Origin of the sequence: Streptacidiphilus sp. MAP12-33, assembly GCF_041261265.1 — a bacterium.
Taxonomy (GTDB): Bacteria; Actinomycetota; Actinomycetes; order Streptomycetales; family Streptomycetaceae; genus Streptacidiphilus.
This window is the reverse complement of sequence record NZ_JBGCCA010000001.1, coordinates 379,530-403,666: the sequence shown is the minus strand read 5'-3', so window position 1 is coordinate 403,666 and position 24,137 is coordinate 379,530. Positions and strand designations below refer to the sequence as shown.

General features: G+C 71.2%; 25 protein-coding genes. 8 read left to right on the top strand and 17 right to left on the bottom strand.

Annotation, left to right across the window (positions count from 1 at the left end; genetic code table 11):
- Positions 1 to 42: 42 nt before the first annotated feature.
- Positions 43 to 1,194 carry an acyl-CoA dehydrogenase family protein gene (locus ABH931_RS01910; RefSeq protein ID WP_370109157.1) on the bottom strand — a complete coding sequence of 384 codons (1,152 nt, stop codon included), beginning with the start codon at positions 1,192 to 1,194 and terminating at the stop codon, positions 43 to 45.
- A gap of 161 nt (positions 1,195 to 1,355) precedes the next feature.
- On the opposite strand from ABH931_RS01910, the gene ABH931_RS01905 reads away from it, so the two are divergent.
- From ABH931_RS01905 to ABH931_RS01895, 3 genes are read left to right on the top strand one after another with little or no spacing between them, the layout of a single operon-like run.
- The gene (locus tag ABH931_RS01905) at positions 1,356 to 2,075 is read left to right on the top strand and encodes a DUF5819 family protein (protein WP_370109155.1); all 720 of its coding nucleotides are present in this window, start codon (positions 1,356 to 1,358) and stop codon (positions 2,073 to 2,075) included.
- Entirely contained in the window at positions 2,075 to 3,313 is a 1,239-nt protein-coding gene (locus tag ABH931_RS01900; protein ID WP_370109154.1) for an HTTM domain-containing protein, read from the top strand. The genes ABH931_RS01905 and ABH931_RS01900 overlap by 1 nt, the downstream gene beginning before the upstream one ends.
- Positions 3,314 to 3,371: 58 nt before the next feature.
- The gene (locus ABH931_RS01895) at positions 3,372 to 4,145 is read left to right on the top strand and encodes a Bro-N domain-containing protein (RefSeq protein ID WP_370109152.1); all 774 of its coding nucleotides are present in this window, start codon (positions 3,372 to 3,374) and stop codon (positions 4,143 to 4,145) included.
- On the opposite strand, the gene ABH931_RS01890 is transcribed toward ABH931_RS01895, so the two are convergent.
- From ABH931_RS01890 to ABH931_RS01875, 4 genes are read right to left on the bottom strand one after another with little or no spacing between them, the layout of a single operon-like run.
- Entirely contained in the window at positions 4,142 to 4,345 is a 204-nt protein-coding gene (locus ABH931_RS01890) for a hypothetical protein (protein ID WP_370109150.1), read from the bottom strand. The two genes, ABH931_RS01895 and ABH931_RS01890, sit on opposite strands and share 4 nt — an antisense overlap.
- A 20-nt stretch (positions 4,346 to 4,365) precedes the next feature.
- Positions 4,366 to 5,088, bottom strand: coding sequence for a TrmH family RNA methyltransferase (locus tag ABH931_RS01885; RefSeq protein WP_370109148.1), 723 nt, complete (start codon positions 5,086 to 5,088; stop codon positions 4,366 to 4,368).
- A gap of 4 nt (positions 5,089 to 5,092) precedes the next feature.
- The gene (locus ABH931_RS01880; protein WP_370109146.1) at positions 5,093 to 6,001 is read right to left on the bottom strand and encodes a pyridoxamine 5'-phosphate oxidase family protein; all 909 of its coding nucleotides are present in this window, start codon (positions 5,999 to 6,001) and stop codon (positions 5,093 to 5,095) included.
- 12 nt (positions 6,002 to 6,013) lie between these two features.
- Positions 6,014 to 6,475, bottom strand: a complete 462-nt coding sequence (locus ABH931_RS01875; RefSeq protein ID WP_370109144.1) for a VOC family protein — start codon at positions 6,473 to 6,475, stop codon at positions 6,014 to 6,016.
- Positions 6,476 to 6,595: 120 nt separating this feature from the next.
- Between ABH931_RS01875 and ABH931_RS01870 the strand changes: the two genes are divergently transcribed.
- On the top strand, positions 6,596 to 7,141 hold the full coding sequence (locus tag ABH931_RS01870; protein WP_370109142.1) for a CGNR zinc finger domain-containing protein: 546 nt from the start codon (positions 6,596 to 6,598) through the stop codon (positions 7,139 to 7,141).
- 51 nt (positions 7,142 to 7,192) lie between these two features.
- Here ABH931_RS01870 and ABH931_RS01865 read toward each other — a convergent pair whose 3' ends face one another.
- From ABH931_RS01865 to ABH931_RS01835, 7 genes are all read right to left on the bottom strand, one after another.
- Positions 7,193 to 7,933: an ABC transporter permease gene (locus ABH931_RS01865; protein WP_370109466.1), complete on the bottom strand. Its 741-nt coding sequence runs from the start codon at positions 7,931 to 7,933 to the stop codon at positions 7,193 to 7,195.
- 128 nt (positions 7,934 to 8,061) lie between these two features.
- Positions 8,062 to 8,985: an ABC transporter permease gene (locus ABH931_RS01860; RefSeq protein WP_370109140.1), complete on the bottom strand. Its 924-nt coding sequence runs from the start codon at positions 8,983 to 8,985 to the stop codon at positions 8,062 to 8,064.
- Positions 8,982 to 10,136 carry an ABC transporter ATP-binding protein gene (locus ABH931_RS01855; RefSeq protein ID WP_370109138.1) on the bottom strand — a complete coding sequence of 385 codons (1,155 nt, stop codon included), beginning with the start codon at positions 10,134 to 10,136 and terminating at the stop codon, positions 8,982 to 8,984. The genes ABH931_RS01860 and ABH931_RS01855 overlap by 4 nt, the downstream gene beginning before the upstream one ends.
- Positions 10,137 to 10,164: 28 nt before the next feature.
- Positions 10,165 to 11,337, bottom strand: coding sequence for a PotD/PotF family extracellular solute-binding protein (locus ABH931_RS01850; RefSeq protein ID WP_370109136.1), 1,173 nt, complete (start codon positions 11,335 to 11,337; stop codon positions 10,165 to 10,167).
- 396 nt (positions 11,338 to 11,733) lie between these two features.
- Positions 11,734 to 13,419: a phenylacetic acid degradation protein PaaN gene (gene paaN / locus ABH931_RS01845; RefSeq protein ID WP_370109134.1), complete on the bottom strand. Its 1,686-nt coding sequence runs from the start codon at positions 13,417 to 13,419 to the stop codon at positions 11,734 to 11,736.
- A 225-nt stretch (positions 13,420 to 13,644) separates the two neighbouring features.
- A complete protein-coding gene (locus ABH931_RS01840) occupies positions 13,645 to 14,049 on the bottom strand; it encodes a MarR family winged helix-turn-helix transcriptional regulator (RefSeq protein ID WP_370109132.1) in 405 nt (134 codons plus the stop codon).
- Positions 14,046 to 15,500, bottom strand: a complete 1,455-nt coding sequence (locus ABH931_RS01835; RefSeq protein ID WP_370109130.1) for an MFS transporter — start codon at positions 15,498 to 15,500, stop codon at positions 14,046 to 14,048. The genes ABH931_RS01840 and ABH931_RS01835 overlap by 4 nt, the downstream gene beginning before the upstream one ends.
- A 106-nt stretch (positions 15,501 to 15,606) precedes the next feature.
- On the opposite strand from ABH931_RS01835, the gene ABH931_RS01830 reads away from it, so the two are divergent.
- A complete protein-coding gene (locus ABH931_RS01830; RefSeq protein WP_370109128.1) occupies positions 15,607 to 16,215 on the top strand; it encodes a TetR/AcrR family transcriptional regulator in 609 nt (202 codons plus the stop codon).
- A gap of 67 nt (positions 16,216 to 16,282) precedes the next feature.
- Here the strand turns inward: ABH931_RS01830 and ABH931_RS01825 are convergent, their stop codons facing one another.
- On the bottom strand, positions 16,283 to 16,765 hold the full coding sequence (locus ABH931_RS01825; protein ID WP_370109127.1) for an Lrp/AsnC family transcriptional regulator: 483 nt from the start codon (positions 16,763 to 16,765) through the stop codon (positions 16,283 to 16,285).
- Positions 16,766 to 16,958: 193 nt separating this feature from the next.
- Here ABH931_RS01825 and pdhA point away from each other — a divergent pair, with 193 nt between their 5' ends.
- Genes pdhA through ABH931_RS01810 form a run of 3 tightly spaced genes read left to right on the top strand, consistent with a single transcriptional unit; the run spans position 16,959 to position 20,406 of the window.
- Entirely contained in the window at positions 16,959 to 18,095 is a 1,137-nt protein-coding gene (pdhA, locus tag ABH931_RS01820) for a pyruvate dehydrogenase (acetyl-transferring) E1 component subunit alpha (protein ID WP_370109125.1), read from the top strand.
- Positions 18,092 to 19,087, top strand: a complete 996-nt coding sequence (locus tag ABH931_RS01815; RefSeq protein WP_370109124.1) for an alpha-ketoacid dehydrogenase subunit beta — start codon at positions 18,092 to 18,094, stop codon at positions 19,085 to 19,087. Before pdhA ends, ABH931_RS01815 begins: the two co-directional genes overlap by 4 nt.
- Before the next feature lie 5 nt (positions 19,088 to 19,092).
- Positions 19,093 to 20,406: a dihydrolipoamide acetyltransferase family protein gene (locus ABH931_RS01810; protein WP_370109464.1), complete on the top strand. Its 1,314-nt coding sequence runs from the start codon at positions 19,093 to 19,095 to the stop codon at positions 20,404 to 20,406.
- A gap of 140 nt (positions 20,407 to 20,546) precedes the next feature.
- Here ABH931_RS01810 and ABH931_RS01805 read toward each other — a convergent pair whose 3' ends face one another.
- The 4 genes from ABH931_RS01805 to ABH931_RS01790 all read right to left on the bottom strand — a co-directional run bounded on the left by ABH931_RS01805 (position 20,547) and on the right by ABH931_RS01790 (position 24,083).
- Complete coding sequence (locus ABH931_RS01805; protein ID WP_370109122.1) at positions 20,547 to 21,026, bottom strand: GNAT family N-acetyltransferase; 480 nt, start codon at positions 21,024 to 21,026, stop codon at positions 20,547 to 20,549.
- A gap of 42 nt (positions 21,027 to 21,068) precedes the next feature.
- Positions 21,069 to 22,775 carry an AMP-binding protein gene (locus tag ABH931_RS01800; RefSeq protein WP_370109120.1) on the bottom strand — a complete coding sequence of 569 codons (1,707 nt, stop codon included), beginning with the start codon at positions 22,773 to 22,775 and terminating at the stop codon, positions 21,069 to 21,071.
- A 123-nt stretch (positions 22,776 to 22,898) separates the two neighbouring features.
- On the bottom strand, positions 22,899 to 23,228 hold the full coding sequence (locus ABH931_RS01795) for a rhodanese-like domain-containing protein (protein ID WP_370109118.1): 330 nt from the start codon (positions 23,226 to 23,228) through the stop codon (positions 22,899 to 22,901).
- A gap of 27 nt (positions 23,229 to 23,255) precedes the next feature.
- Positions 23,256 to 24,083 (bottom strand): J domain-containing protein, encoded by an 828-nt coding sequence (locus ABH931_RS01790; protein ID WP_370109116.1) that lies wholly within the window; start codon positions 24,081 to 24,083, stop codon positions 23,256 to 23,258.
- Positions 24,084 to 24,137: the final 54 nt, after the last annotated feature.

Sequence of the window (24,137 nt, the reverse complement as noted above, 5' to 3'; positions counted from 1 at the left end):
CTGATCAGCAGAACCCCCCGCCCCTGTAGGAGGCTACGCCGCCTACGGCAACGGGTGGTCGGCCAGGAGGTCGCCGAGTTCCTGGTCGAAGGCGGCCGCGGGACCGAGCGTCAGCTCGAGGTGCTTGGCCCAGGCGTGGTAGCGGTGGAGCGGGTAGTCGAGGTCCGCGCCGATGCCGCCGTGCAGGTGCTGGGCCGTGGAGGCCACCGCGCGGACCCCCTCCGCCGACCAGATCTTCGCCGTGGCCAGATCCGCCTCCAGCGGCATCCGGTCCGCGAGCTCCACCCCGTGGGCCAGCCGCCAGGCGGCCTGCCAGAGCGTCACCTCCATCGACCGCAGGTCGATGTACCGGTCGGCGGACTGCATCGCCACCGCCTGGAAGGTCGCGATCGGGTGCCCGAACTGCTCCCGCTTGGACGCGTAGTCGGAGGTCAGCCGCAGGGCCGCCTCGCCGAGGCCCAGGCACAGGGCGGCCACGCCCACGATCATGCGCGCCCGGACCGCCCGCCAGTTCGCGCCGTCCGCCGCCGCGGGACCCAGCTGCCGACCGGCGTCCACCACCGCGCCGTCGAGGAGCAGCCGTCCGGCCAGCTCGCCGTTGGTGGAGACCTGACGTTCCAGCGTCACGCCCTCGCCACGCGGGTCGACGAGCAGCAGCAGCGTGCCCTCGGGGCCGCGCGCCGGGACCAGGACGAGGTCCATCACCGGCGCCCAGGCGATGCCCGTCTGCTCGCCGGTCAAAGCCCAGCCACCGTCGACTGGCGCCGCCGTCACCGCCTCGTCGGCGGGCTCGTGGCCGGTGCGGCCGTGCGCGGCGACGCCGATCAGCAGGCGGCCGGCGGCGATCTCCGGCAGCAGCCGGCGCCGCAGGTCCTCCGCGCCGAAGGCCTGGACGGCGAGCGCCGCCGCGCCGGTGTCCAGCAGCGGGACGCGGGCCAGGACCCGCGCGGACTCGCGCAGCACCAGGCACCAGGCGATCTCGTCCAGCCCGGCCCCGCCGTACTCCTCGCCGAGGGCGATGCCGAGCAGGTCGGACTTGCTCAGCCGCTGCCACAGCTCCCGGTCGATGTCGGGGGCGACCGGCTCGACGCCGAGAGCCGGGCTGGGGACGCCTCCATCCGGCGTCACGTCCGCGAAGACGGCACGGGCCGCCTCCGCCGCAGCCTGCTCCGCGTCGGTGAAGGTGAAGTCCACGGGGCGCCCCTTCCGTTGCCTGCCATTGCGGCCTGTCATTGCGGCATCTGCTGACGCGACGTCAGATTAGAACAAGTTCTAGATACACGGAAGGGTCGCGCACAGGCGGCGGACCTCAGTACCGTGCTCAGGAATCACCGGAGCGGGCGAGGCGGGCAGACGTGGCAGACGAGCCGGACGAGGCGACTCCCCTCGACCCGATACCGGAGGCGGACTCCACCGAGGAAACCGGAGAAGTCGGGCAGGAGCGGCGCTGGTCGCTGCCCTCGCTCCTGGTCCTCTGCCTCGCCACGGCCACCGTGGCCGTCGCAGCCGTCTACCACCTGGGCACCGTCTTCCTCTCGATAGCGCCGAGCAACCCCGTCTCCCAGCACCACGCCGCCGCGATCAACGCCCACGTGCTGCCGGAGTTCGAGCAGAACTGGCAGTTGTTCGCGCCGAACCCGCTCCAGCAGAACGTCGCGGTGCAGGCGCGCGTGGAGACCATCGACTCCGACGGCCACCGCGTCGACTCCCCCTGGATCGGCCTCACCGCGCAGGACATCGCGGCGATCCGCGGCAACCCGTTCCCCAGCCACGTCAACCAGAACCAGCTGCGCCGCGCCTGGGACTACTACACCGCCTGGCACGACCAGCAGACCGAGAAGTCGACGGGCTTCGGCGGACCGCTGAGCGAGGAGTACCTCAAGCGGATCGGCCTGCAGCGGATCGGCCGGTCCTGGCAGGGCCAGAAGATCATCCAGATCCAGTTCCGGTCGGCCACCACCGACGTGACCGGCCCGTCCTGGACCGGCGCGCCGGCCACCGCCAGCCCGTCCTACCGCCAGCTGCCCTGGTGGCCGGCCACCGACGACGACTACCGCGGCCTGGGGGTCTTCTGATGCGCACCCACCTGCGCGCACGCACCACCCGCCTCGGCGACGCCGCCTTCACCGGCTGGACCACCGTCACCGGCCGGACGCTCGCGCCCTACCAGGCGGCGGTCGTCCGGATCGGCGTCGCCCTCACCTTCGGCGGCTTCCTGCTCCGCGAGTGGCCGCACCGCCGCGTGCTGTACGGCGACCTCTCGCCCTGGAGCGGGGACCTGGCCCGGCAGATGCTGTCCGCCAACCACGCGTTCACCGTGCTGGCCTGGTCGGACGGGCGCTGGTGGTTCGAAGGCGTGTACGCGGCGGCGATCGCCGTCAGCGTGCTGATGCTGCTGGGCTGGCGCACCCGCGCCACCTCGCTGGTCTTCATGGTCCTGGTCCTCTCCCTGCAGAACCGCTCCGTCCTGGTCGGCGACGGGGGCGACAACGTCGTCCACCTGATGGCGATCTATCTGGCCTTCACGCGGTGCGGCACGGTGTGGTCCCTGGACGCGCGGGCCGCGCGGCGCGGCACGCGGCGGGCGGGCGACCCGGTCGGGGTGGCGATCTGGGTGGCGCTCGGGCTGGCGCTGGCGTTCTGCCAGCTCTCCGGCTTCGCGACCCTCGGCATGCTGGACATCGGGCTCTACACCTGGGGCACCTTCTTCTGGCTCTGCTGGCTGCTGGCCGGTCTGCGCGGCCTCCTCGCCCGACGCGCGCCCGACGGCGAGGGAGCGGCGCTGCTCGACGCGCTGGCGGCGCTCGTGCACAACGCCGCGATGCTGGTGATCGCGGCGGAGGTCTGCTTCATCTACGCCACGGCGGGCTGGTACAAGATCCAGGGCTCGCTCTGGGAGGGCGGCACCGCGCTCTGGTACCCGGTCCACCTGCACTACTTCGAGCCGTGGCCGTCGCTGGCGGGCGCGCTCGGCGGAAGCAGCACGCTGGTCACGGTCATCACCTACGGCACGGTGATCGCGCAGGTGGGGTTCCCGTTCCTGGTCTTCAACCGGCGGATCAAGAACGTCATGCTGGCGATGATGATCACCGAGCACCTGGCCATCGCGGTGGTGCTGGGACTGCCCTTCTTCTCCCTGGCGATGATCACGGCGGACGCGGTCTTCCTCCCCACCGGCTTCCTCGTCCGGGCCGGTCAGGGGGTGGCTAAGGGGGTGGCGCGGCTCTCCGCCACGCCAGTCGTGCGCCAGACGATCATGCGCGCCCCCCGCACCCCCGAGCGCGATCCGGAGGCCGTGTCGGTCATCCGATAACCCGCGTTGTGCAGGACGCTCCGTCACCCACCCGAAAGGGCGCGTCATGCACACGCGAATGCTGCACACACAGTTCCCGGCGACCGGCCAGCGGATCCGCGTCATCCTGATCGACGACGAGCCGTGGTTCGCCGTCGCCGACATCTGCCGCATCCTCGGCCGGACCAACCCCTCCGAGGCGACCAGGCTCCTCCCCGAGGGCGAGATCCGGGTCGTGAATACCCGCATTCCGAATGAGGGTATTCACGCAGCCGCTGGTCAGAGCGGGTTCCGCCGGGGGAACCCCAACCTCAACGTCGTCAGCGAGAGCGGCCTCTACCGGCTGATCATGCGCTCCGACAAGCCGACCGCCCGTCCCTTCCAGGACTGGGTCACCCGTGAACTCCTCCCCTCCATCCGGCGCGGCGACACCGACCTCGGCGCCGCGCGCGAGCGCATGGCGGAGACGTTCGCCGAGGTGCTCGACCTCGGCGCCGCGCCGATCGAGCCCGTCGCCACGTTCGAGGTCCTCGGACAGACGTTCCGGCTCTACCCCGACGGCGCCGTCCACTGCCCCCACGGCGCGATGGACTCCGTCTTCCCCACCCCGGACGAGGACGACGGCCCGCCCTACGGCCCCCGCTTCCGCTGCACCCGCGTCGAGCGCGTCGGCATCTTCGGCAGCCGGGCGTTCCGCCCCTGCCCGCAGGTCCGCCTCACCGACCTGGCCCGGGCCAGGTTCCAGCCACCGCGCCCGGAGCCCGCACCGATGCCGGAGCCGCTACCGCGCTCCGTTCTGCTCATCGCCGGCGCGGCAGCCGACGTCCTCACCGTCCTGAACGGAGTTCGCTAGACCATGAGCACCCGGAAGTCGAGCGCGTGGGCATCCGACGGCATGTCGCGCACCACCCGCCGTGCCAACGGCTGCTGCACACCTCGATGGTTCGCCACCTGCTCCGGCAGACCGCACCCCTCGCCGAGGCCGACATCAGCGTCGACCTCGGCGCGGCGCGGCTGCATGGCAGGCCCGCGCACATCGGGGAGGTTCTCCACAGACTGGGGATGGCCACCCGTTAGTGGCGCGCGCGGCCCTGCCAGTGGAACAGCGCCATGCCCACGGACGTGGCGAGGTTGAAGCTGGAGACCTGAGGACGCATGGGGATAGCCACAGTCGAGGTGGCTATCTCCCTCGCATCATCCGTCACCCCGTGCCGCTCGGAGCCGAAAACCAGCACAGCGTCATCCGGAAAGGTGACGTCGTGGATCGAGACCCCCTCCGGGTCCAGCGCGTAGATCGGCCCCGGCGGCAGCGCCTCCAGTGAAGTCCGCGCCACCGTGGTGGCGAAGTGCAGGCCCGCCGCGCCACGCACCACCGTCGGGTGCCAGGGGTCCACCTCACCCGTCGTCAGGACGCCCGAGGCGCCGAAACCGGCGGCGAGGCGCACCACCGCGCCGATGTTGCCGAGGTTGCGCGGGTTCTCCAGGACAACCGTCGGCGTCGTGCGCGGAGCGTTGTCCACAGGCTGTGGACGAACGGCCAGCGCCGCCACGCCCGTCGGATGCGGGCGCGCGACCAGGCGGCGCAGAACCTCGCCCCCGACCGGGACCGCGTCGACGACGCCGAGGTCGGGGGCGAGATCCGCGGCCAGCCGCGCCAGGCCCGCCGGGTCGGAGGTGACCGTCAGTGGGACGACGGCCCCGAAGCGCAGGGCGTGCTTGAGTACGTGGAAGCCCTCCAGCAGGACGGTGTCCGGTTGGGCGGCCAGCTCGGCCCAGCGTTGCTCGACGTCGATCACGAGCTCAGCGTAGAGGGGGATTGGCCGGCGAGAACTCGGGCTCGGTCCAGCGCATCGGCAGGGCCCGGGGGAGGAGGACGACGGCCGTCGCCTCGAAGTCGACGACCCGCTCCGACCAGTCCGTCCGGGCCTCTCCCGTGAGCAGGAGCAGGTCGCCGGACTCCCAGTCCGGGAGGACCAGGCCCGCGCGCGGGTTGACCTCCAGGTTGCCCAGCGTCATGTAGGCGCCGTTGCCTGCGTAGTCGCGCCAGCGCAGCCGCGTCCGGGAGAGCACCTCCACGAAGCCGGGCAGGCCGCCGCGGTGGGACGCGTCCAGGTGGCCCTCCCCGTCGGCGCTGGCGAGGAAGAAGGTGTCGGCGCCTGCGACGAACTCCTGCTGAGCCGCCGACAGCTCGGTGGACCAGCGCGCCGGCCCGGGCAGAGCGGCGGGCGCGGCAATCGCGTCCGTCCCGGCGACCGGGACGGGGGAGCGCTTCTGGATGTACTTCGGGCAGTTCGAGAAGACCTGTTCCGTGCGCAGCACCAAGCCGTCCGGTCCCGGCTCGGCCAGGCCGTTGACCCGCATCCGGCGCCGGGTCGCGGGCTCGAGCGCGATGGTGCCGACCCGGGCCGGCGTGCTCCCCCGCAGCACGCCGGCCAGCGGGTCGTCCGGGGCCGGCGTCGCCGCGACGAGGACCGTCCGCTCGTCGGGAGCGGAGACGAAGCCGGGCTCGCCGGTCAGTACGGTGGCCCAGATCCGTCCGGCGGCATCGGCCGCGCCGACGACGAGCAGCTGCCGCTGCGCGAGGAACGCGGCGGCCACGGCCGGGACGGTGTCCCGGATGCTGCGGCCGAGATGGTCCGCCCGCGTGGTGTCCCCGAGGCGCGCCTGCGCGGCGCGCTCGCCCGGGTGGTAACCGGTCATGGTCGTCATCTCCGCGACCGTCTAGAAGAAGCCGCAGGTCGGCGCGTCGGCGAAGGGGGCCTCACCCTCGGCGGCGACGCCGCTCGCGGTGTAGATCTCCAGCCGGGTGCCGTCCGGGTCGGTGAAGAAGATGCCGCCGGAGTCCTGGCCGGGGCCGTGCAGCACGATCCCGTCGTGGTGGAAGGTCGCGCCGCGCTCCTTCAGGGCCCACTCGGCCTCGCGGACCTCCTGGACGCTGTCGACCTCGAAGGAGAGGTGGTGCAGACCGGCCCGGTCGGTCGGATGGGCACCGGCGGCCTGCTGCCAGATGGTGAGCAGCAGCGCGCCCTGCTTGCCGAGCCTGGCGCGGCGGCGCTCCGGGGGCGTGCCCGGCTCGGTGCCGCCGAGTACCTCCAGCCCGAGGACGTCGCGGTAGAAAGCGACCGAGCGGTCGAGGTCGGTGACGTTGATCCCGATGTGGCCGGTGCGCAGCGAGGCAGGCATGACGAACTCCCGTTCCGAAAGGCGATGTCCAACCGATGTCTAACCGTTCACAACGACAATAGGAGTTAGAAGCGCTCCAGCGCAACCAGTACTCGCGACTTGAACGGTTAGACTGCGGGCATGGACGCCCTCGCCGATCAGCACGATCAGGACCAGGACCCCCGCCCGCTGCGCGGCGAGCCACTCTCCCTCGACCTGCTGAACACCCGCTGGCACGACGAGCAGCTCTTCCACCAGCCACGGGGCCTTGCGATCTGGCTCGCGTCCAACGGCCTCACCGGCCGTGCGCCCGACACCCCGGAGACGCTCGACGCCCTGCTCCGGGCCCGCGCCGCGCTGCTCGCGCTGCGGATCGACCCGCGCGACGCCGGCCCGCTCAACGAGGTCCTCGCCCACGGCCGGATCCGCCGCACGGTGGGCCCGGACGGCCTCCCCCACGACGAGCCCGACGTCGCCGACCCCGTCTGGCTACCCGCCTGGCTCGCCGCCGACGACTACCTGCGACTGCTCGCCCGCGACCCCGCCCGGATCCGCGAGTGCCGGCACGAGCACTGCATCCTGAGCTTCTTCGACACCTCCCAGAACGGCCGCCGCCGCTGGTGCGACATGGCCCGCTGCGGCAACCGTGCCAAGGCCGCCCGCCACTACGCGCAGCAGAAGCAGTAGCCCCCGCCCGGGAATCCCGGACGGGGGCTGGACAAGCAGGGTGACCGCGCGTTACTTCTTCCGCGAGGTCCGCATCTGGTTGAGGATCTGCGAGACCGCGATGACGGACATCGTGCCGAGCAGCATCAGCGAGCCGATGACGTCGATCTGCGCCGGGTAGGCGCGCTGCACCGAACCGAAGATGTACATCGGGAAGGTCTCCGAGTTGCCGGCGGTGAAGACCGTGATGATGTAGTCGTCGATCGAGATCGCGAAGGCGAGCAGGGCGGCCGCGCCGATGCCCGGGGCGACCAGCGGCAGGGTGACCTTCATGAAGGTCTGGGTCGGGGTGGCGTAGAGGTCCTGCGCCGCCCGCTCCAGCGTCGGGTCCATGCCCGCCAGACGGGACTTGACCGTCACCACCACGTACGAGATGCAGAACATCACGTGGGCGATGGTGATCGTCCAGAAGCCCATCGCGCCGGGGCCGATGGTGTTGAAGAACAGCGCGGCCAGCGTCGCACCCATGACCACCTCGGGGGCGGCCATCGGCAGGAAGAGCAGGGCGTTGATGCCGCTGCGCATCTTGAAGCGGTGGCGGACCATCGCGAAGGCGATCATCGTGCCGAGGATGGTCGCGATGATCGTCGCGACGACGCCGATCTCCAGCGAGAGCCCGATGCTGTGACACATCGTGCTGTTGGAACAGGGGTTCTTCCAGGCGTCCAGGGAGAACTTGTGCCAGGTGTAGTTGAACTTGCCGTCGGGCGAGTTGAACGACATCCACAGGATGACGGCGTTCGGCAGCAGCATGAAGACGAACACCAGGACGGTGACGACCAGCAGCACGTGCGACTTGGCCCAGGCGAGCGGACTGCGCCGGCGCACCTTCAGCGGCGCGTCGCCACCGGTGGCGGGGGCGGAGATGGTCTGAGTAGCCACTAGAGCAGGTCCTCCGTCCCGGCCCGCCAGATGTAGGTCATGACGATGACGAGCGTGCCGACCATCATCACCACCGACATCGCGGAGCCGACCGGGTAGCCGTTGGACTGACGCAGGAACAGGTCCTCGATGCGCTGTCCGACCACCGTGGTGTTCGGGTTGCCCAGCAGCTGGGCGTTGATGTAGTCACCGACCGCCGGGATGAAGGTCAGCAGGGTGCCGCCGATGACGCCGGGCATCGACAGCGGCAGGGTGACCCGGCGCCAGGTCTGGAACGGACCGCAGTACAGGTCGGCACCGGCCTCGTGCAGGCGCGGGTCGATCTTCTCCAGCGAGGTGTACAGCGGCAGGATCGTGAACGGCAGGAAATTGTAGACCATGCCGCACACCACCGCGGCGGGGCTCGCCAGCACGTGGTTGCCGACGGTCCAGCCGAGCGCGGTCGTGATCTTCAGCAGGTGCAGGTCGTTGAGCACGTGCACCACGGAGCCGTTGTCCGCGAGGATCGTCTTCCAGGCGATCGTGCGGATCAGGAAGCTGGTGAAGGACGGCACGATGACCAGGGCCATCAGCAGCGTCTTCCACTTACCGCCCTTGAAGGCGATGAAGTACGCGACGGGGTAGGCCAGCGCCAGGCAGAAGACGGTGGTGATCACCGAGAACAGCAGCGAGTGCCAGTACTGCGGCCCGAAGTTGAGCAGCGCGTCACGGTAGTTGGCGAAGTGCCAGGTCAGCTTGAAGCCGTCGTCGTAGTTGCCCGTCTGCACCGAGGCCGAGACCGAGGTGAGGATCGGGACCAGGAAGAAGACGGTCAGCCAGAGCAGACCGGGGAGCAGCAGCATCCAGGGGGTGAGGTTGCGGCGGGGCTTGCGCTCCTTGCCGCGCTGCTCCACCGGGGCGGGTGCCTCGGTGAGGGTCGTCATGCCGCGGCCTCCTCGTCGGCCTCGGCGCCGGCCTCGATGTCCTGGGTTCCCTCGAGGCCGAAGCCCTGGCTCGGGTCCCAGTAGACGACGACCTCGGCGCCCGGACGCTGGATGGTGCGGCCGGTGTTCTGCTCGAAGACCGAGATCTCCTCGCCGGACGGCATCTGCACCAGGTACTGGGTGGAGACACCGATGAAGCTGGTGTCGACGACCTTGCCGCCGCTCAGCGCGTTGAAGCCGGCCGGGACCTCGCCGCGGTCGGTGGCGACCTGGACCTTCTCCGGGCGGACACCAAGGATGATCTTGCCGCTGGTGGAGCGGCAGCGCTTGGCGTCGAGCTTGAGCTGCTGGCCGTGCGCGGAGACGGTGACCACACCGTCCTTCTCGCTCTCGACCGAGGCCGGGATCAGGTTGGACTGGCCGAGGAAGTTGGCGACGAAGGTCGTGTTCGGGTTCTCGTACAGGTCGGCGGGGGAGCCGAGCTGCTCGATGCGTCCGTGGTTCATCACCGCGATGGTGTCGGCCATGGTCATGGCCTCCTCCTGGTCGTGCGTGACGTGCACGAAGGTGAGGCCGACCTCGGTCTGGATGCGCTTGAGCTCGATCTGCATCTGGCGGCGCAGCTTGAGGTCCAGGGCGCCCAGCGGCTCGTCCAGCAGCAGCACCTGCGGCTGGTTGATCAGCGCGCGGGCCAGCGCGATGCGCTGCTGCTGACCACCGGAGAGCTGGGTGGGCTTGCGCTTGGCCAGGTGGCCCAGCTCGACCAGGTCGAGCATGTCGGTGACGGCCTTCTTGACGTCCTTGACGCCGCGGCGGCGCAGGCCGAAGGCGACGTTCTCGAAGATGTCCAGGTGCGGGAAGAGCGCGTAGTTCTGGAACACGGTGTTGACCGGGCGGCGGAACGGCTTGAGGTCGGTGACCTCCTGCTCGCCCAGGAAGATCTGACCGATCGTCGGGTCCTCCAGACCCGAGATCATGCGCAGCGTCGTGGTCTTGCCACAGCCAGAGGCCCCCAGCAGGGCGAAGAACGACCCCTGCGGGATCGTCAGACTCAAGTCGTCCACCGCGGTGAAGGAGCCGTAGCGCTTGGTGAGGCCGACCAGGCGGAGGTCTCCGCCCTCGGTGCGGCCGAGTACGTCGTTGGAACTCATCGGAACTCTTCTCTCCGTGGGCGGGGGACTACTGGCCGGTGATCTGCTGGAAGCGGCTGGTGTAGTCGTTCAACTGGGCGATGCTGAGCGCCATGAAGCCGCGCGCCTTGGCCTGCATCTCCTTGGTCGGCACGATCAGCGGTACTGCGGCGGCGGTCGAGTCGAGCTGCTGCAGCGCGGCGACGGCACCATCCACCGACGGGATGTAGTCGATGTAGTCGGTCAGCTCCGCGGCGACCTCGGGCTGCAGGTAGTAGTTCATCAGCTTCTCGGCGTTCTTCTTGTGCCGCGCGAAGTTGGGGATGACCATGTTGTCCGACCAGGCCAGCAGGCCCTCCTTGGGGAGGTCGACGGTCACCAGGTAGTCCTTGCCGAGCTGGGCCACGTCACCGGAGTAGGCCATGGTGACGGCGGTGTTGCCCTGCTGGAAGTCGCTCAGGTAGTCGTTGCCGGTGAAGGAGCGGATCTGGCCGGCGTCCTTGGCCCGGCGGATGTACTCCAGCGCCTGGTTGAACTGCGCGTCGGTGAACTTCTCCGGGTCCAGCCCCTGGGCCAGCAGGGCCATCGCGACGGTGTCCTCCATCTCCGCGAAGAGGGAGACCTTGCCCTTGAGGTCGGGGCGGGTGAAGAGCTCGGCGATCGAGGTGATCGGCTGCTTCACCAGCTTGTTGTTGTACGCGACGGTCGTGTAGCCGTACGCCCACGGAATGGAGTGCTGGCGGCCCGGGTCGGTCGGGTCGTGGAGAACGCTCGGCAGCAGCTTGGAATGGTTCGGGATGTTGGCGAGGTCCAGCGACTGGATGTAGTCGTAGTTCCGGTACTTGGCCACCATGTAGTCGGAGACGACCATGATGTCGTAACCGGTGTCGATGCCCTTGACCAGCGACGGGTCGACCTTGGTGTACCAGTCGTTGTTGTCGTTGATGATCTCCAGATACTGGACCTGGATCCCGGTCTGCTTGGTGAAGGCGTCCAGCGTGGGCCGCTTGCTCTGGTTCTTCGGGTCGACGTCGATGTAGGCCGGCCAGTTGGCGAAGACGACCTGCTTCTCGATGTCCGAGTAGTCCTTGCCGGCCTGGCCGTCGTCCTTCGACCCGGGCGGAACGACATGGCCCTGGACACCGCACGCGGAGAGCGCGCTCGCGCCCGCCACGGCGATCCCGCCGGCCATCGCGCCGCGCAGCAGAGATCGGCGGCTCATGTGGCGGGCGGTCGATGTCAGCCTGGTGCGGTTCGTGTAGCGCGAGAGCTCAAAAAAGCTGGCATCCGTCATGTGCGGGGGCGTCATGTTCGGGGGAGTGCCTTTCTCAAAGACGCGGGGGCGGTCCGAGGTCCTTTCCGACGATCACGATGGGGACCGACAGTAAGGGTCCTGAGCTGCGGATTCCATGCCCCGAAGCCGACTTGAGGGCAGAATTGTTATCAAAACATTGCGGTCGCAACGTGATCCGCACCAGTGCTTACCCTGAGTGATTCGGCACCACTTCGGCCACCTACAGCCTGTAAAAGGCGCAACAGAACACCTGCAACCGTGTCAGTGGAAAGCAGTGGGGCCGCCCAGGAAAATCCTGGACGGCCCCGTTTTTGCAGCGACGTGTCAGCCGTTGTGGCGGCGGACCTCCATCACCCGGAAACGGCTCGCGACGAACGCGGCGTCGGTGTAGGCCGCGTTGGCGGCCGGGTTCGCGCCCGTGCCGTGCAGGTCGGAGAAGGCGGCGGTCTGGTTCACGAAGACCTGGCCGGTCAGGTTGAGCGACAGCGAGACGCCCGCGTCCACGGCCGCGTCGATCACGGCGCGCTCCACCTCGGGCGAGGTGGTGTAGGCGGCCGCCGACATCGCGCCGCGGGTGCGGACGGTCTCGGCGAACAGCTCCACGCCCTGGGCGGCGGAGTCGACGGCGATGGCGAAGGCCACCGGGCCGAAGCACTCCCCCGGCAGCGCGTCCTTGGCCGCGTCCAGGGTCACCAGCGCGGGCGTGCGGATCACGGCCTCCGGGAACTCCGGGCTCACCACGGCCCGCGGCGCCAGCGCGAGCTCGCCCAGCTCACCCTTCTCGGCCTGCTCGATGTGCTGCAGCACACCCGGGTTCACCACGGCGCCGAGGATCTGCGCGGCCTTGGCGTCGTCGCCCAGGAGCCTGCCGACAGCGGTGGACAGGTCCGCGACGACCTCGGCGAAGGACTTGGTGCCCTGGTCGGTGGCGATGCCCGCGCGGGGGATCAGCAGGTTCTGCGGCGTGGTGCACATCTGCCCGCTGTAGAGGGAGAGGCTGAACGCCAGGTTGCCGAGCGCGGCGGCGTAGTCGTCGGTCGACTCGACCAGGACGGTGTTGACGCCGGCCTTCTCGGTGTAGACGAGCGCCTGACGGGCGTTCTCCTCCAGCCAGTCGCCGAAGGCGGTCGAGCCGGTGTAGTCGATGACGGCGACCTCGGGCCGCGTCGCCAGCGTCTTGGCGAGGCCCTCCCCGGGCTTCTCCGGGGCCAGCTGCACGACGTCGGCGTCGAACCCGGCCTCGGTGAGGACGTCGCGGGCGATCTCGACGGTGAGCGCGAGCGGGAGGATCGCGCGCGGGTGCGGCTTCACGACCATGGTGTTGCCGGTCGCGAGGGACGCGAAGAGGCCCGGGAAGCCGTTCCAGGTCGGGAAGGTGTTGCACCCGATGACCAGGCCGACGCCGCGCGGGCGGACCAGGAACTCCTTCTCCATCTGGAGCGGGTCGCGCTTGCCCTGCGGCTTGGTCCAGTTGGCCCGGGCGGGGATCTTCGTCTGCTCGACGAAGGCGGCGGCGACGGCCTCCAGCCCGCGGTCCTGCGCGTGCGGGCCACCGGCCTGGAAGGCCATCCCGAAGGCCTGACCGGTGGTGTGCTGGACGGCGAAGCCGAACTCGACGGAACGGGCGTTGATCCGCGCCAGGATCTCCAGGCAGACCGCCGCGCGCAGCAGCGGCGAGGCCTGCGCCCACGCCGGCTGGGCGGCGACGGCGGCGTTCATCAGCGCGTCCGCGGAGCGGTAGCCGTAGGCGATGTCCAGCGCCTCGCCGTAGGGGGAGACCTCGCCACCGGCGTCGACACCGGGCCCGACGAGCTCGCCCTCGGCGGGCAGCCGGGTGGTGCCCTTCAGCGCGGCGAAGGCGGCACCGCCCACGGCCATGGCGTCCTCGCCGTAGGCCTTCGGGAACTCGGGGTACGGGGACCAGTAGTCCCGCTCCGCGAGTGCGCTCACCGCGCGGTCGAGGGTCTGCTGGTGACGGTCGATGAGCGGGTGGACCGTGGCTGCGGTCATGACAACGCACTCCTCAGGGGCTCCGGGCGGCGACTCTGCCACGACCTACGGTAACCGAATGATCGGTCGGGAGGTACAGCCCCTCCAGGGGCGCGAGGCTCTGCTCGATCAACTGCGTGCGCGAGAAGCCACGGCGTGCGGATGGCCCTGCGCCTTCGGGGCCCTACCTCGCTGGGTGGCGTGTCGCGCGCGCAGTTGATCGAGCAGAGCCCCGCGCCCCCGGGGTCAGTGCAACTTCCCCAGGATGCGATCCAGGGCTTCGAGGTCTTCCGGCGGCAACGCCACCAACTCCGTCGGAGGTGCCGTGATGATCCGGGTCGCCGTTTCCGCCGCCTCGCGGCCTGCCGGGGTGATGCGGACGATCTTGCAGCGGCGGTCGTCGGGGTCCTGCTCCCGGACCACGAGGCCGCGCGCCTCCAGATCGTCCACCACGACGGTGGTGTACGGCTTGTCCGTCACCAGCCGGACGGCGAGCTCGCTCATCCGGATCGGCTCCACCGCCAGCGCGCGCAGCGCGCGGCTGCGGATGTAGCTCATGCCCAGCGCGTCCACGACGCGCTGCTTGCGGTCGTCCGCCTCCAGCACCAGCCGCCGCATCACGGCGTAGACCCGGGCCGCTTCCTCGCTCATCCCGCACTCACACTCTGTCGACTCTCCTCGGGCACCGCCGCGAAAACCCGCTCGGCCGTCGCGCGCGCCCACGCGCCCGTCGTAGCCAGACCGAGCAGCAGCACCGCCCCCGCACAGCCCACCATGATCCACCAACCGACGTGGCTCGCCTCGGCGAAGCCCGCCTTCAGACCGCCCACCACGGTGGAGGTGACGACGGAACCGATCACCGCGACGCCCAGCGCCTGGCCCGTCTGCCGGCTCGTCGACGCGACCGCCGCCGCGACGCCCGCCTGGGCGCGGGGCATGCCGGAGACCGCCGTGTTGGTCACGGGTGCGTTCAGCATGCCGAAGCCGAGACCGAAGAGCAGGTAGGCGAGCAGCAGCTGCCACACCGGGGTGTCCGGCCGCAGGCCGACCATCAGCAGGGAACCCGCGGCCATCGCCACACCGGCGACGACCAGCGAGAGCCGGGGACCGCGCGAACCGACCAGGCGGCCGCTGAGCGGCGAGCAGACGCCGGTGGCGAGCGCCATCGGCAGGGTGGCCAGGCCCGCCCGCAGCGCGCTGAAGCCGCGGACGTCCTGGAGGTAGAGGGTGTTCAGGAAGAGGAACCCGCCCAGCGCGGCGAAGCCGCTGATCGCTATCAGCGTCGCGCCCGCGAACGGCACACTGCGGAAGAAGCGCAGCTCGATCAGCGGCTCGTCACGGCGCGACTCCACGACCAGCAGCGTCACCAGCGCCGCCGCCGCGAGGCCGAAGCAGAGCAGCGACTGGGCCGATCCCCAGCCGGCCTTGGGGGCCTCGATGATGCCGTAGGTGAGCGAGCCGAGCAGGGTGATCACGGCCAGCTGGCCGAGGGGGTCGATCCGGCGCGGGCGCGGGGCCCGCGACTCGGGGACGAAGCGGCCGGCCAGGACCATCGCGGCGAGGCCGACGGGGATGTTGATCCAGAAGATCGAGGACCACCCCACCGCGCCGACCAGCACGCCGCCGACGATCGGGCCGAGCGCCATGCTGAAGCCGATGGTGCCGCCCCAGACGCCGATCGCGCGGGCGCGCTCCTTGGGGTCGGTGAAGGTGTTGGTGATGATCCCCATCGCGACGGGGTTGAGCATCGATCCACCCACGGCCTGCAGCATGCGCGCGCCGATCAGCCAGTCCAGGCTGGGCGCGAGACTGCACACGAGGGACCCGAGGGTGAACAGGGCGAGGCCGGTCCGGAAGACCCGGCGGCGCCCGAAGCGGTCGCCCATCGAGCCGCCGAGGATCAGCAGCGAGGCCAGCACCACGACGTAGGCGTCGACGACCCACTGCAGGCCGGAGACGTCCCCGCCGAGATCGCGGGAGATCGACGGCAGTGCCACGTTCACGATCGTGTTGTCGATCCCGACGATGAACAGGCTCATGCAACAGATCGCGAGGATCAGGAACCGTCGTCGCGCGCTCAGCTGCGACACCTGCTGGGGCATGTCACCGCCTCCTTCTCTCACATCATTGTATTCCTACAATAGTTATAGCACTACAACGATGAACTTCGGCAGCGTGGCGGAACAACGTGATGTGATACTCGTCCACATGGTCGAGACCTCCCGCGCTCCGCGCCGCGACAGCTACACCGTCGACACGCTGCTCGCCGTCACTGTGCGGGTCTTCAACGAGCGCGGCTACGACGGCACCTCGATGGAGGATCTCTCCCGCGCGGCCGGCATCTCGAAGTCCTCGATCTACCACCACGTCAAGGGCAAGGAGGAACTGCTCCGCCTCGCGGTCGGCCGCGCCCTGGACGGCCTGTTCGGCACGCTGGCGGAGCCCGAGGCCACCCAGGGCGACGCCCTCGCCCGGCTGCACCACGTCGTGCGGCGGACGACCGAGGTGCTGCTCACCGAGCTCCCCTACGTGACACTGCTGCTGCGGGTGCGCGGCAACACCGAGACCGAACAGTGGGCGCTCCAGCGGCGGCGCGAGTTCGACCACCAGGTCGCCGCGCTGGTGGCGGCCGCGGTCGCCGAGGGCTCGCTGCGCGCGGACGTGGAGCCGCGACTGGCCACCCGGCTGCTCTTCGGCATGATCAACTCACTCGTCGAGTGGTACCGCCCCGACGGCCCGGACGGCGCCAAGTCCGCGGCCCGCGTGGTCGACGCCGTCAGCGAGCTGGCCTTCCACGGCCTGCGCGCCACGGACTGACCGCCCCGACGTCCCGGTCGTCGCGGTCGTCCCGGTCGTCGCGGTCGTCGCGGTCCGGCCGGCTGCCTCAGTCCGGAAGAACGGGAATCCGGTCCGTCTCCTCGAAGACCAGCAGCGTCTGCGTCCCGAGCACGCCCGGGATCGACTGGATCTTGTTCAGCACCAGGTCGCGCAGCGCCCGGTTGTCCACCGTGTGCACCAGCATCAGCACGTCGTACTCGCCCCCGACCAGGGCGATGTGCTCAATGCCCGGCAGTTCCAGCAGCGCCGTGCGCACCTGGCGCCACGAGTTCTGCACCACCTTCAGCGTCACGTACGCCGAGGCGCCGTGCCCGGCGCGCTCGTGGTCGACGCGGGCGGTGAAGCCGCGGATCACCCCGTCGTCCACCATCCGCGCGATCCGCGCGTAGGCGTTGGCCCGCGAGACGTGGACCCGTTCGGCGACCGAGCGGATCGAGGCGCGCCCGTCCTGCTGGAGCAACCTCAGGATCGCGCGGTCCACCCGGTCCAGCGGACGCTGCTCCGCTCCGGCCATCTGTTCAGCGGTCATGGCTTCCTCCGCCCTCCCCATGGACGACCTGCTTCCAATGAAGCGCTCTGTGGGCCGTCTGTCCACCACTGCGCCGCAAGAGTAGTCATTTCGATCACTCAACCGAACAATCGGTAGGGAGAGCCACCGCTCCCACCGCACCACCCTGCCCATGCATCTCCCCACCCTCACCCCACCCTCCGGAGGTGCCGAGATGACCCTTCTCGACCAACCCGCGGGCTCCCCGGCCTCCGTCTGGCCGCCTGACGCTCATGGTCCGCGGCGTGATCCCGCGCCGTTGCTGCCCGATCCGGAGCCGTTGCGGATCCTGGGCACCCCGGCCGCGGACAAGCTGGACCCGGAGCTGCTGCGGGACCTGTACCGGCGCCTGGTCCTGGGCCGCCGCTACAACCAGCAGGCCACCACGCTGACCAAGCAGGGCCGCCTGGCCGTCTACCCGGCCTCGACCGGGCAGGAGGCCTGCCAGGTCGCCGCCGCGGCGGTACTGCGCGAGGACGACTGGCTCTTCCCCTCCTACCGCGACACCCTCGCCGTCGTCGCCCGCGGGGTACGCCCCGTCGAGGCGCTGACGCTGCTGCGCGGCAACGCCCACCACGGCTGGGACCCCAAGGCCCACCGCACCGCACCCCTGTCCACCCCGCTGGCCACCCAGGCCCCCCACGCCGTCGGCCTGGCCCACGCCGCCCGCCTGCGCGGCGACGACATCGTGGCGCTGACCACCGTCGGCGACGGCGGCACCAGCGAGGGCGACTTCCACGAGGCACTGAACTTCGCCGGCGTGCTCAACGCCCCCGTGGTCTTCCTGGTCCAGAACAACGGCTACGCGATCTCCGTGCCACTGTCCAAGCAGTCCGCCGCGCCGACGCTGGCGCACAAGGCCGTCGGCTACGGCATCCCCGGCCGGCTGGTCGACGGCAACGACGCCGCCGCGGTCTACACCGTGCTGGCCGAGGCCGTCGCCCACGCCCGCTCCGGCCGCGGCCCGGTCCTGGTCGAGGCGGTCACCTACCGCCTGGAGGCCCACACCAACGCCGACGACGCGACCCGCTACCGCACCCCCGACGAGGTCGAGGCCTGGCAGCAACGCGACCCCCTCGCCGTCCTGGAGCGCCACCTGCGCGACCACGACCTGATCGACGACGCCGGCATCGCGGCCGCCGCCCAGGCCGCCGAGGAACTCGCCGCCGAGATGCGCGCCGAGTTCCACGCCGAACCCCAACTCGACCCCATGTCCTTGTTCACGCACGTCTACGCCGAGCCCACCCCCCAACTGCGGGAGCAGGCCGACCTGCTGGCCGCCGAACTCGCGGCGGAGGCCGACGCACGATGAGCACCGCCACCGCCACCGCCGGGTCGCTGACCATGGCGCAGGCTCTCAACACCGCGCTGCGTGACGCCATGCGCGAGGACCCGAACGTGCTCGTCATGGGCGAGGACGTCGGCACCCTCGGCGGCGTCTTCCGGATCACCGACGGCCTCGCCGCCGAATTCGGCTCCGACCGCTGCCTGGACACCCCCCTCGCCGAAGCCGGCATCCTCGGCAGCGCCGTCGGCATGGCCATGTACGGCCTGCGCCCCGTCGTGGAACTCCAGTTCGACGCCTTCGCCTACCCCGCCTTCGAGCAACTGCTCTCCCACGTCGCCAAGATGCGCAACCGCACCGCCGGCCGGCTACCGCTGCCGATCACCATCCGCATCCCCTACGGCGGCGGCATCGGCGGCGTCGAACACCACAGCGACTCCAGCGAGGCCTACTACGCCCACACACCCGGACTCCACGTCGTCACCCCGGCCACAGTGGCCGACGGCTACGGCCTGCTCCGCGAAGCCATCGCCTCCGACGACCCCGTCGTCTTCCTCGAACCCAAACGCCTGTACTGGTCCAAGGACCAAGTGACACCCGGCCCCGTCGAACCGATCGGACGGGCCGTCGTCCGCCGCCAGGGCACCTCCGCCACCCTGCTCACCTACGGCCCCTCCCTGCCCGTCTGCCTGGAAGCCGCCGAAGCCGCCAAGGCGGAAGGCTGGGACCTCACCGTCGTCGACCTGCGCTCACTGACCCCCTTCGACGACGACACCGTCTGCGCGGCCGTCCGCGCCACCGGCCGCGCCGTCGTCGTCCACGAAGCCACCGGCTTCGGCGGCCCCGGCGCCGAAATCGCCGCACGGGTGATGGAGCGCTGCTTCCACCACCTGGCCGCCCCCGTGCTGCGGGTCACCGGCTTCGACATCCCCTACCCGCCACCGATGCTGGAGCGCCACCACCTGCCCGGCGTCGACCGCATCCTCGACGCGGTGGCCAAACTCCAGTGGGAGCAGTGACCACCATGGCCTCCGTGCGCGCATTCACCCTCCCCGACCTCGGCGAAGGACTCACCGAAGCCGAGATCGTCCGCTGGCTCGTCGCCGTCGGCGACGTCATCACCGTCGACCAACCCGTCGCCGAAGTCGAAACCGCCAAAGCCGTCGTCGAGGTCCCCTGCCCCTACGCGGGCGTCGTCACCACCCTCGCCGGCCCCGAAGGCGCCACCGTCCCCGTCGGCGCCCCACTCGTCACCGTCGCGGTGAGCGATCCGGCGAGCACGTCGGCCACGCCCACCGAGCCCGAGGGCTCGGGCAACGTCCTCGTCGGCTACGGCACCAGCCACAGCACGGGCCCGCGCCGTCGCCGCGTCACCACGCCGGGCGCGGGCACGGCGGCACCGGCCGCCGCCCCGCAGGCCCCGGCGCAGCCGAGCGTTGCGCGGGCCGTGCCCGCAGGGCCGGAGGCTCTGGCGAGCCACGGCTCCCCCGTCGCGGTCGCGGCCGTCATCTCCCCCCTGGTGCGGCGGTTCGCCCGCGAGAGCGGAGTGGATCTGGCCGGCGTCGCCGGGACGGGCCGGGACGGACTGATCATGCGGGCGGACGTGGAGCGGGCCGCGCAGGCGCGGACCGTGGCCGTCCAGCCGGCCGACACCGAGAGCGAGTTCGTCCCGCTGCGCGGTGGCGCGCGCATCGCCGCGGAGCGGTTCGCCCGCAGCCGCGGCGAGATCCCCGACGCCACCTGCTGGGTCGACGCGGACGCGACCGCCCTGCTGGAGGCGAAGGCCGCCGTCGGCGTCGGCGTCCTGCCGCTCTTCGCCCGCATCTCCGTCGCCGCGCTGCGGCGCTTCCCCGCTCTCAACTCCAGCGTGGAGCTGGGCCCTGACGGTCGCCCGACCGGCGTGCGCCGCCACCGTGCGATCCACCTCGGCTTCGCCGCGCAGAGCGGGCGCGGGCTCGTCGTCCCGGTGGTCCGCGACGCGGACCGGATGTCGACGGAGGGCCTGGCGGCCGAGATCGCCCGCCTCACCGAGGCGGCCCGCAACGGGTCCCTGACCCCGGCCGAGCTGACCGGCAGCACGTTCACGCTGAACAACTACGGCGTCTTCGGCGTCGACGGCTCCACGCCGATCATCAACCACCCCGAGGCCGCGATGCTGGGCGTGGGCCGGATCGCGCGCAAGCCGTGGGTCGTGGGGGAGGAGCTCGCGGTGCGCAGCGTCGTGCAGCTCTCGTTCACCTTCGACCACCGGGTCTGCGACGGCGCGACGGCGGGCGGCTTCCTCCGCTTCGTCGCCGACGCGGTGGAGTCACCGGTAGGACTGCTGCGCCACCTGTAGTCGCACTCGCCTCAGGGGCGCGAGGCTCTGCCGATGTGCCGCTCTGCTGATGTGCGGCTCTGCTGATGTGCGGCTCCGCCGCGTCGGCGCGAGCCGCACATCGGCGGAGCCTCGCGCCCCTGGCGGCTTCGCCGCCTCGGCTACCGCCGTATGAAGCGGACCAGGCCCTCCGTCTCGCCGTCGCGGGCGAATCCCGCGCGCTCGAGCACCGCCTGAGAGGCGGTGTTCGCCGGCTCCGTGTGCGCCACCACGTACTCCACCCCGGGCTGCGTCAGCGCGTACGCGGTGACCAGGCGGGCGGCCTCCGTGGCGAGGCCGCGGCCCCGGGCCGGGGGCACCAGGTCGTAGCCGATCTCGCAGCTCCCGCCGCGCGGCGCACCGTGGAAGCCCACGCCGCCGACGGCCACGGCCTCCTCCTTCAGCACGATCGCGAACGCGCCCCACGCCTCCTCGTACACACCCGCCTCGTGCGCCTTCAGCAGCCCGCCGCAGGCGTCGAGGGTGCCCTCGTAGGGGCCGCCGCCGAGCCACTCCAGGCCACCGTTGCCGCCTGCGCGCAGCGCGGCGGCGACGGTCGGGGTGATGGGCCGCAGTTCGATCCGCTCCGTGTGCAACAGCATGGGCGCCTTTCGTCAGTCCGGGAACAACATCTTTGCCGAGACTCACGCCTCCGGCACCCGGTTTCGGGCGATCAGCCCGGACCGCCCGTGCTCGGCGAAGAGCGCCGCGAGCTTCTCCCGGTCCTCACCGGTGAACAGCCGGTACACCGACTCGCCTGCCACCGCCCGCCCGTAGGGACGCCACAACAGCAGGTCGTCACCGACCTCCTCCCAACGCTGTTCGCGCAGGCTCGTCTTGGCGGTCTTGTGGGTGGCCGTGACCGGCATCCGCGGGACGAGGCGGACGAAGCGCGGCGGCATCTTCGTGCCCAGGTCCGGCTGTGCGGCCAGGAAGGCCGTGAACTCCGCGGCCAGCGCGGACGGTTCGGACGGTTCGGCCCGCGCCCGGAGTTCGACGGCGGCCATCGCCTGGTCGCCCGCGACCGGGTCGGGCACCGCGTAGACGGCGACGGCCACGGCGGACTCCCAGCGGGCGAGGATGTTCTCGATGTCGGCGACGGCCAGGTTCTCGCTGTCCACGCGGAGCCAGTCCGCGCTGCGGCCGGCGAAGTGGAACCAGCCGTCGGCGTCGCGGTGGAAGAGGTCGCCGGTCCAGTACCAGCCGTCGCGCAGGCGGGCGGAGCCCGCGGCCTCGTTGCGCCAGTAGCCCTCGAACCCGGCCCGGGCCGTCCGGTTGACCAGCTCCCCGATCGCCTCCTCGCCGTTGACCAGCCGCCCGGCCGCGTCGAAGCGGGAGCGGGGCCGCTCCTCGCCGGTGTCCGGGTCGACGACGGCCAGGTCGTCATAGGGGCCAGAACCCTTGCGCCCCACGGCACCGGGCGGCGCGGCCGGGTCCTGCTGGAGGTTGCAGCCACCCTCGGAGGAGCCGTATCCCTCGACGAGCCGGCAGCCGAAACGCCGCTCGAAGCGGGCCGCGTCCACGGCCCCCGCCTCGGTGCCGAAGCCGAGCCGCAACGGGTTCGCCGCGTCGTCCGGCTGCGGCTCGGTCGCCAGCACGTAGGAGACGGCGCGGCCGACGTAGGTGAAGTAGCAGGCGTCGTACCTGCGCACGTCGGCGAGGAAACCGGTGGCGGAGAAGCGGCGCCGCAGCGCGATGGTGCCACCGCCGAGCAGCAGCGGGGCCCAAAGGCCCATCAGCGCGTTGCCGTGGAAGAGCGGCATGCAGGCGTAGCCGGTGTCGGCGTCGGTCAGTCCGTACTGGGCGCGCAGCTTGTCGCCTGCGCGGGCGATCCGGCCCTGGCTGCAGACGACCGCCTTCGGGGCGCCGGTCGAACCGGAGGTGAAGGTCAGCAGCAGGCGCGCGTCCGGTGCCGGGACCGTGGAGGGCGGGCCGGCGTCGGCGTACGGCGCGAGGGTGTCGCGGGCCTCGGGGGAGTCGACGACCAGCACGGGTGTCGCGAGCGGGAGTTCCGCGACGAGCGGCAGCAGCCGGGTCTCGGTGACGAGCAGCGCGCAGTCGGTGTGGGTGAGGTCCCGCAGCAGGTCCGGCCCGCGCCGCGTCGGATTCACCCCGACGACGGTGGCCCCGGCGAGGGCGGCGGCCTCCAGCCACCACACGTACTCGGGGGTGTTCTCCAGCAGGAGCCCGACGTGCGGGTAGGCGGCGGCACCGAGTTCCTCGGCAAGGTACGCGGCGCGGGTACAGACCGCACGCAGCACTTCCTCGCCGGTATGGGCGAACCCGTCCCCGACCAGCGCGGCCCGCTCCCGCCCACGTTGGGCGAGCACGGCCTCCACGAGTGCGTTCACGATGGCACCCCCATGATTCCTGACGGATCGTCAGCAACATGGTGCACTGCCCTCGGCTGCACTATCCAGGGGCGCGGGGCTGCCGATGTGCGCAGCCCCGCGCCCCCGAAGGCGCTAGGCGCCTCAGGCGACGAAAGCCTCGCCGTTGTCGCTGACCAGCGCCCGGCCGCTCGCCTCCCAGGCGAGCATGCCGCCGTCGACGTTCACGGCGGTCCTCCCCTGGGCGACCAGGTACTGGACGACCTGGGCGGAACGGCCGCCCACCCGGCAGATCACGAACAGCTGCTCGGCGTCCGGCAGCTCGCCGAGGCGGGCCACGAACTCGCTCATGGGGATGTGGACCGCGCCGTCCGCGTGGCCCGCGTCCCACTCGTCCTGCTCACGCACGTCCAGCAGGACGGCGTCGGCCGGGACCGCGGAGATGTCGACGGTGGGGACGGAGGGCTGGAACACGAGGGTCTCCTCAGGAACAACAAAGGGCTACGACAACAGTGTCTCAAGCTCGGACTGCCGCTCGGCGACGCTCGCGAGCAGCTGCTCCGCGAGGACCTCCAGCAGGGCGTCGGGGTCGTCGGGGTGCAGCATCAGCAACTCGCCCATGGGGCTGCCGACGAGTTCCGCGCGGGCCGCCTCCAGGCGGCGCATGCGGCTCTCCAGCCAGTCCAGGCGCTGGCGCAGCCAGGCGACGCGCTCGGGGGTGCCGGACTCCGGCCGGAGCGCCGCGCCGTCGCCGTCGGCCCACTCCTGGGCCAGCTGCTCCAGGCCGAGGACGTCTCCGCGCCCGTAGGCCTCGTTGACGCGCGCGATGAACTCGCTGCGGCGGCGGACCTCGTCCGGGTCCTGCGCGAGGTCGGGGTGCGCGCGGCGGGCGAGCTCGCGGTAGAGGCGCTGGGCCTCCCGGTCGGGGCGGATCCGCTCGGGCGCCTCGATGGTGAAGGAGGGCACCTCTCCCTCCCCCTCCGCCTCACCGAAGAACGACGCCAGGTCCGGCATCGGCTCCAGCACGCTGCGCGCCTCGTACGCGCGACGCAGGTCGTCGGCGCTGCCGCTGCGGGCCGCTCGGGCCTCGGCGATCAGGGCGTCGAGCTCGTCCAGGCGCACGTACATCGGACCCAGCCGCTGGTGGTGCACGAGGGCGAAGTTGTCGAGCTCGACACGGAGCGTCTCCACCGCGACCTCGGCGTCGACCCACTCGGTCTCCGCCTGCGTGACGCGGGCCTCCAGCTCGGGCTCCTCGGGATCGGTCCAGCGGACCGGCGGTGCCTGCTGCTCTCCCCCACCGGGCTCTTCGACACGGTCGGTAGTCATCAGGAACCTCACTACTCGTTCTTCGACGCGCCTGTCCGTCGGGCCACCCTACTG

What these genes read in the sequence shown, in the direction of transcription:
- ABH931_RS01900 (WP_370109154.1), top strand. Translation starts at nt 2,075, where the DNA reads ATGCGCACCCACCTGCGCGCACGCACCACCCGCCTCGGCGACGCCGCC.
- ABH931_RS01895 (WP_370109152.1), top strand. Translation starts at nt 3,372, where the DNA reads ATGCTGCACACACAGTTCCCGGCGACCGGCCAGCGGATCCGCGTCATC.
- ABH931_RS01880 (WP_370109146.1), bottom strand. Translation starts at nt 6,001, where the DNA reads ATGACGACCATGACCGGTTACCACCCGGGCGAGCGCGCCGCGCAGGCG.
- ABH931_RS01875 (WP_370109144.1), bottom strand. Translation starts at nt 6,475, where the DNA reads ATGCCTGCCTCGCTGCGCACCGGCCACATCGGGATCAACGTCACCGAC.
- ABH931_RS01870 (WP_370109142.1), top strand. Translation starts at nt 6,596, where the DNA reads ATGGACGCCCTCGCCGATCAGCACGATCAGGACCAGGACCCCCGCCCG.
- ABH931_RS01865 (WP_370109466.1), bottom strand. Translation starts at nt 7,933, where the DNA reads ATGCTGCTGCCGAACGCCGTCATCCTGTGGATGTCGTTCAACTCGCCC.
- ABH931_RS01860 (WP_370109140.1), bottom strand. Translation starts at nt 8,985, where the DNA reads ATGACGACCCTCACCGAGGCACCCGCCCCGGTGGAGCAGCGCGGCAAG.
- ABH931_RS01855 (WP_370109138.1), bottom strand. Translation starts at nt 10,136, where the DNA reads ATGAGTTCCAACGACGTACTCGGCCGCACCGAGGGCGGAGACCTCCGC.
- ABH931_RS01850 (WP_370109136.1), bottom strand. Translation starts at nt 11,337, where the DNA reads ATGAGCCGCCGATCTCTGCTGCGCGGCGCGATGGCCGGCGGGATCGCC.
- paaN (WP_370109134.1), bottom strand. Translation starts at nt 13,419, where the DNA reads ATGACCGCAGCCACGGTCCACCCGCTCATCGACCGTCACCAGCAGACC.
- ABH931_RS01840 (WP_370109132.1), bottom strand. Translation starts at nt 14,049, where the DNA reads ATGAGCGAGGAAGCGGCCCGGGTCTACGCCGTGATGCGGCGGCTGGTG.
- ABH931_RS01835 (WP_370109130.1), bottom strand. Translation starts at nt 15,500, where the DNA reads ATGCCCCAGCAGGTGTCGCAGCTGAGCGCGCGACGACGGTTCCTGATC.
- ABH931_RS01830 (WP_370109128.1), top strand. Translation starts at nt 15,607, where the DNA reads ATGGTCGAGACCTCCCGCGCTCCGCGCCGCGACAGCTACACCGTCGAC.
- ABH931_RS01825 (WP_370109127.1), bottom strand. Translation starts at nt 16,765, where the DNA reads ATGACCGCTGAACAGATGGCCGGAGCGGAGCAGCGTCCGCTGGACCGG.
- pdhA (WP_370109125.1), top strand. Translation starts at nt 16,959, where the DNA reads ATGACCCTTCTCGACCAACCCGCGGGCTCCCCGGCCTCCGTCTGGCCG.
- ABH931_RS01815 (WP_370109124.1), top strand. Translation starts at nt 18,092, where the DNA reads ATGAGCACCGCCACCGCCACCGCCGGGTCGCTGACCATGGCGCAGGCT.
- ABH931_RS01810 (WP_370109464.1), top strand. Translation starts at nt 19,093, where the DNA reads ATGGCCTCCGTGCGCGCATTCACCCTCCCCGACCTCGGCGAAGGACTC.
- ABH931_RS01805 (WP_370109122.1), bottom strand. Translation starts at nt 21,026, where the DNA reads ATGCTGTTGCACACGGAGCGGATCGAACTGCGGCCCATCACCCCGACC.
- ABH931_RS01790 (WP_370109116.1), bottom strand. Translation starts at nt 24,083, where the DNA reads ATGACTACCGACCGTGTCGAAGAGCCCGGTGGGGGAGAGCAGCAGGCA.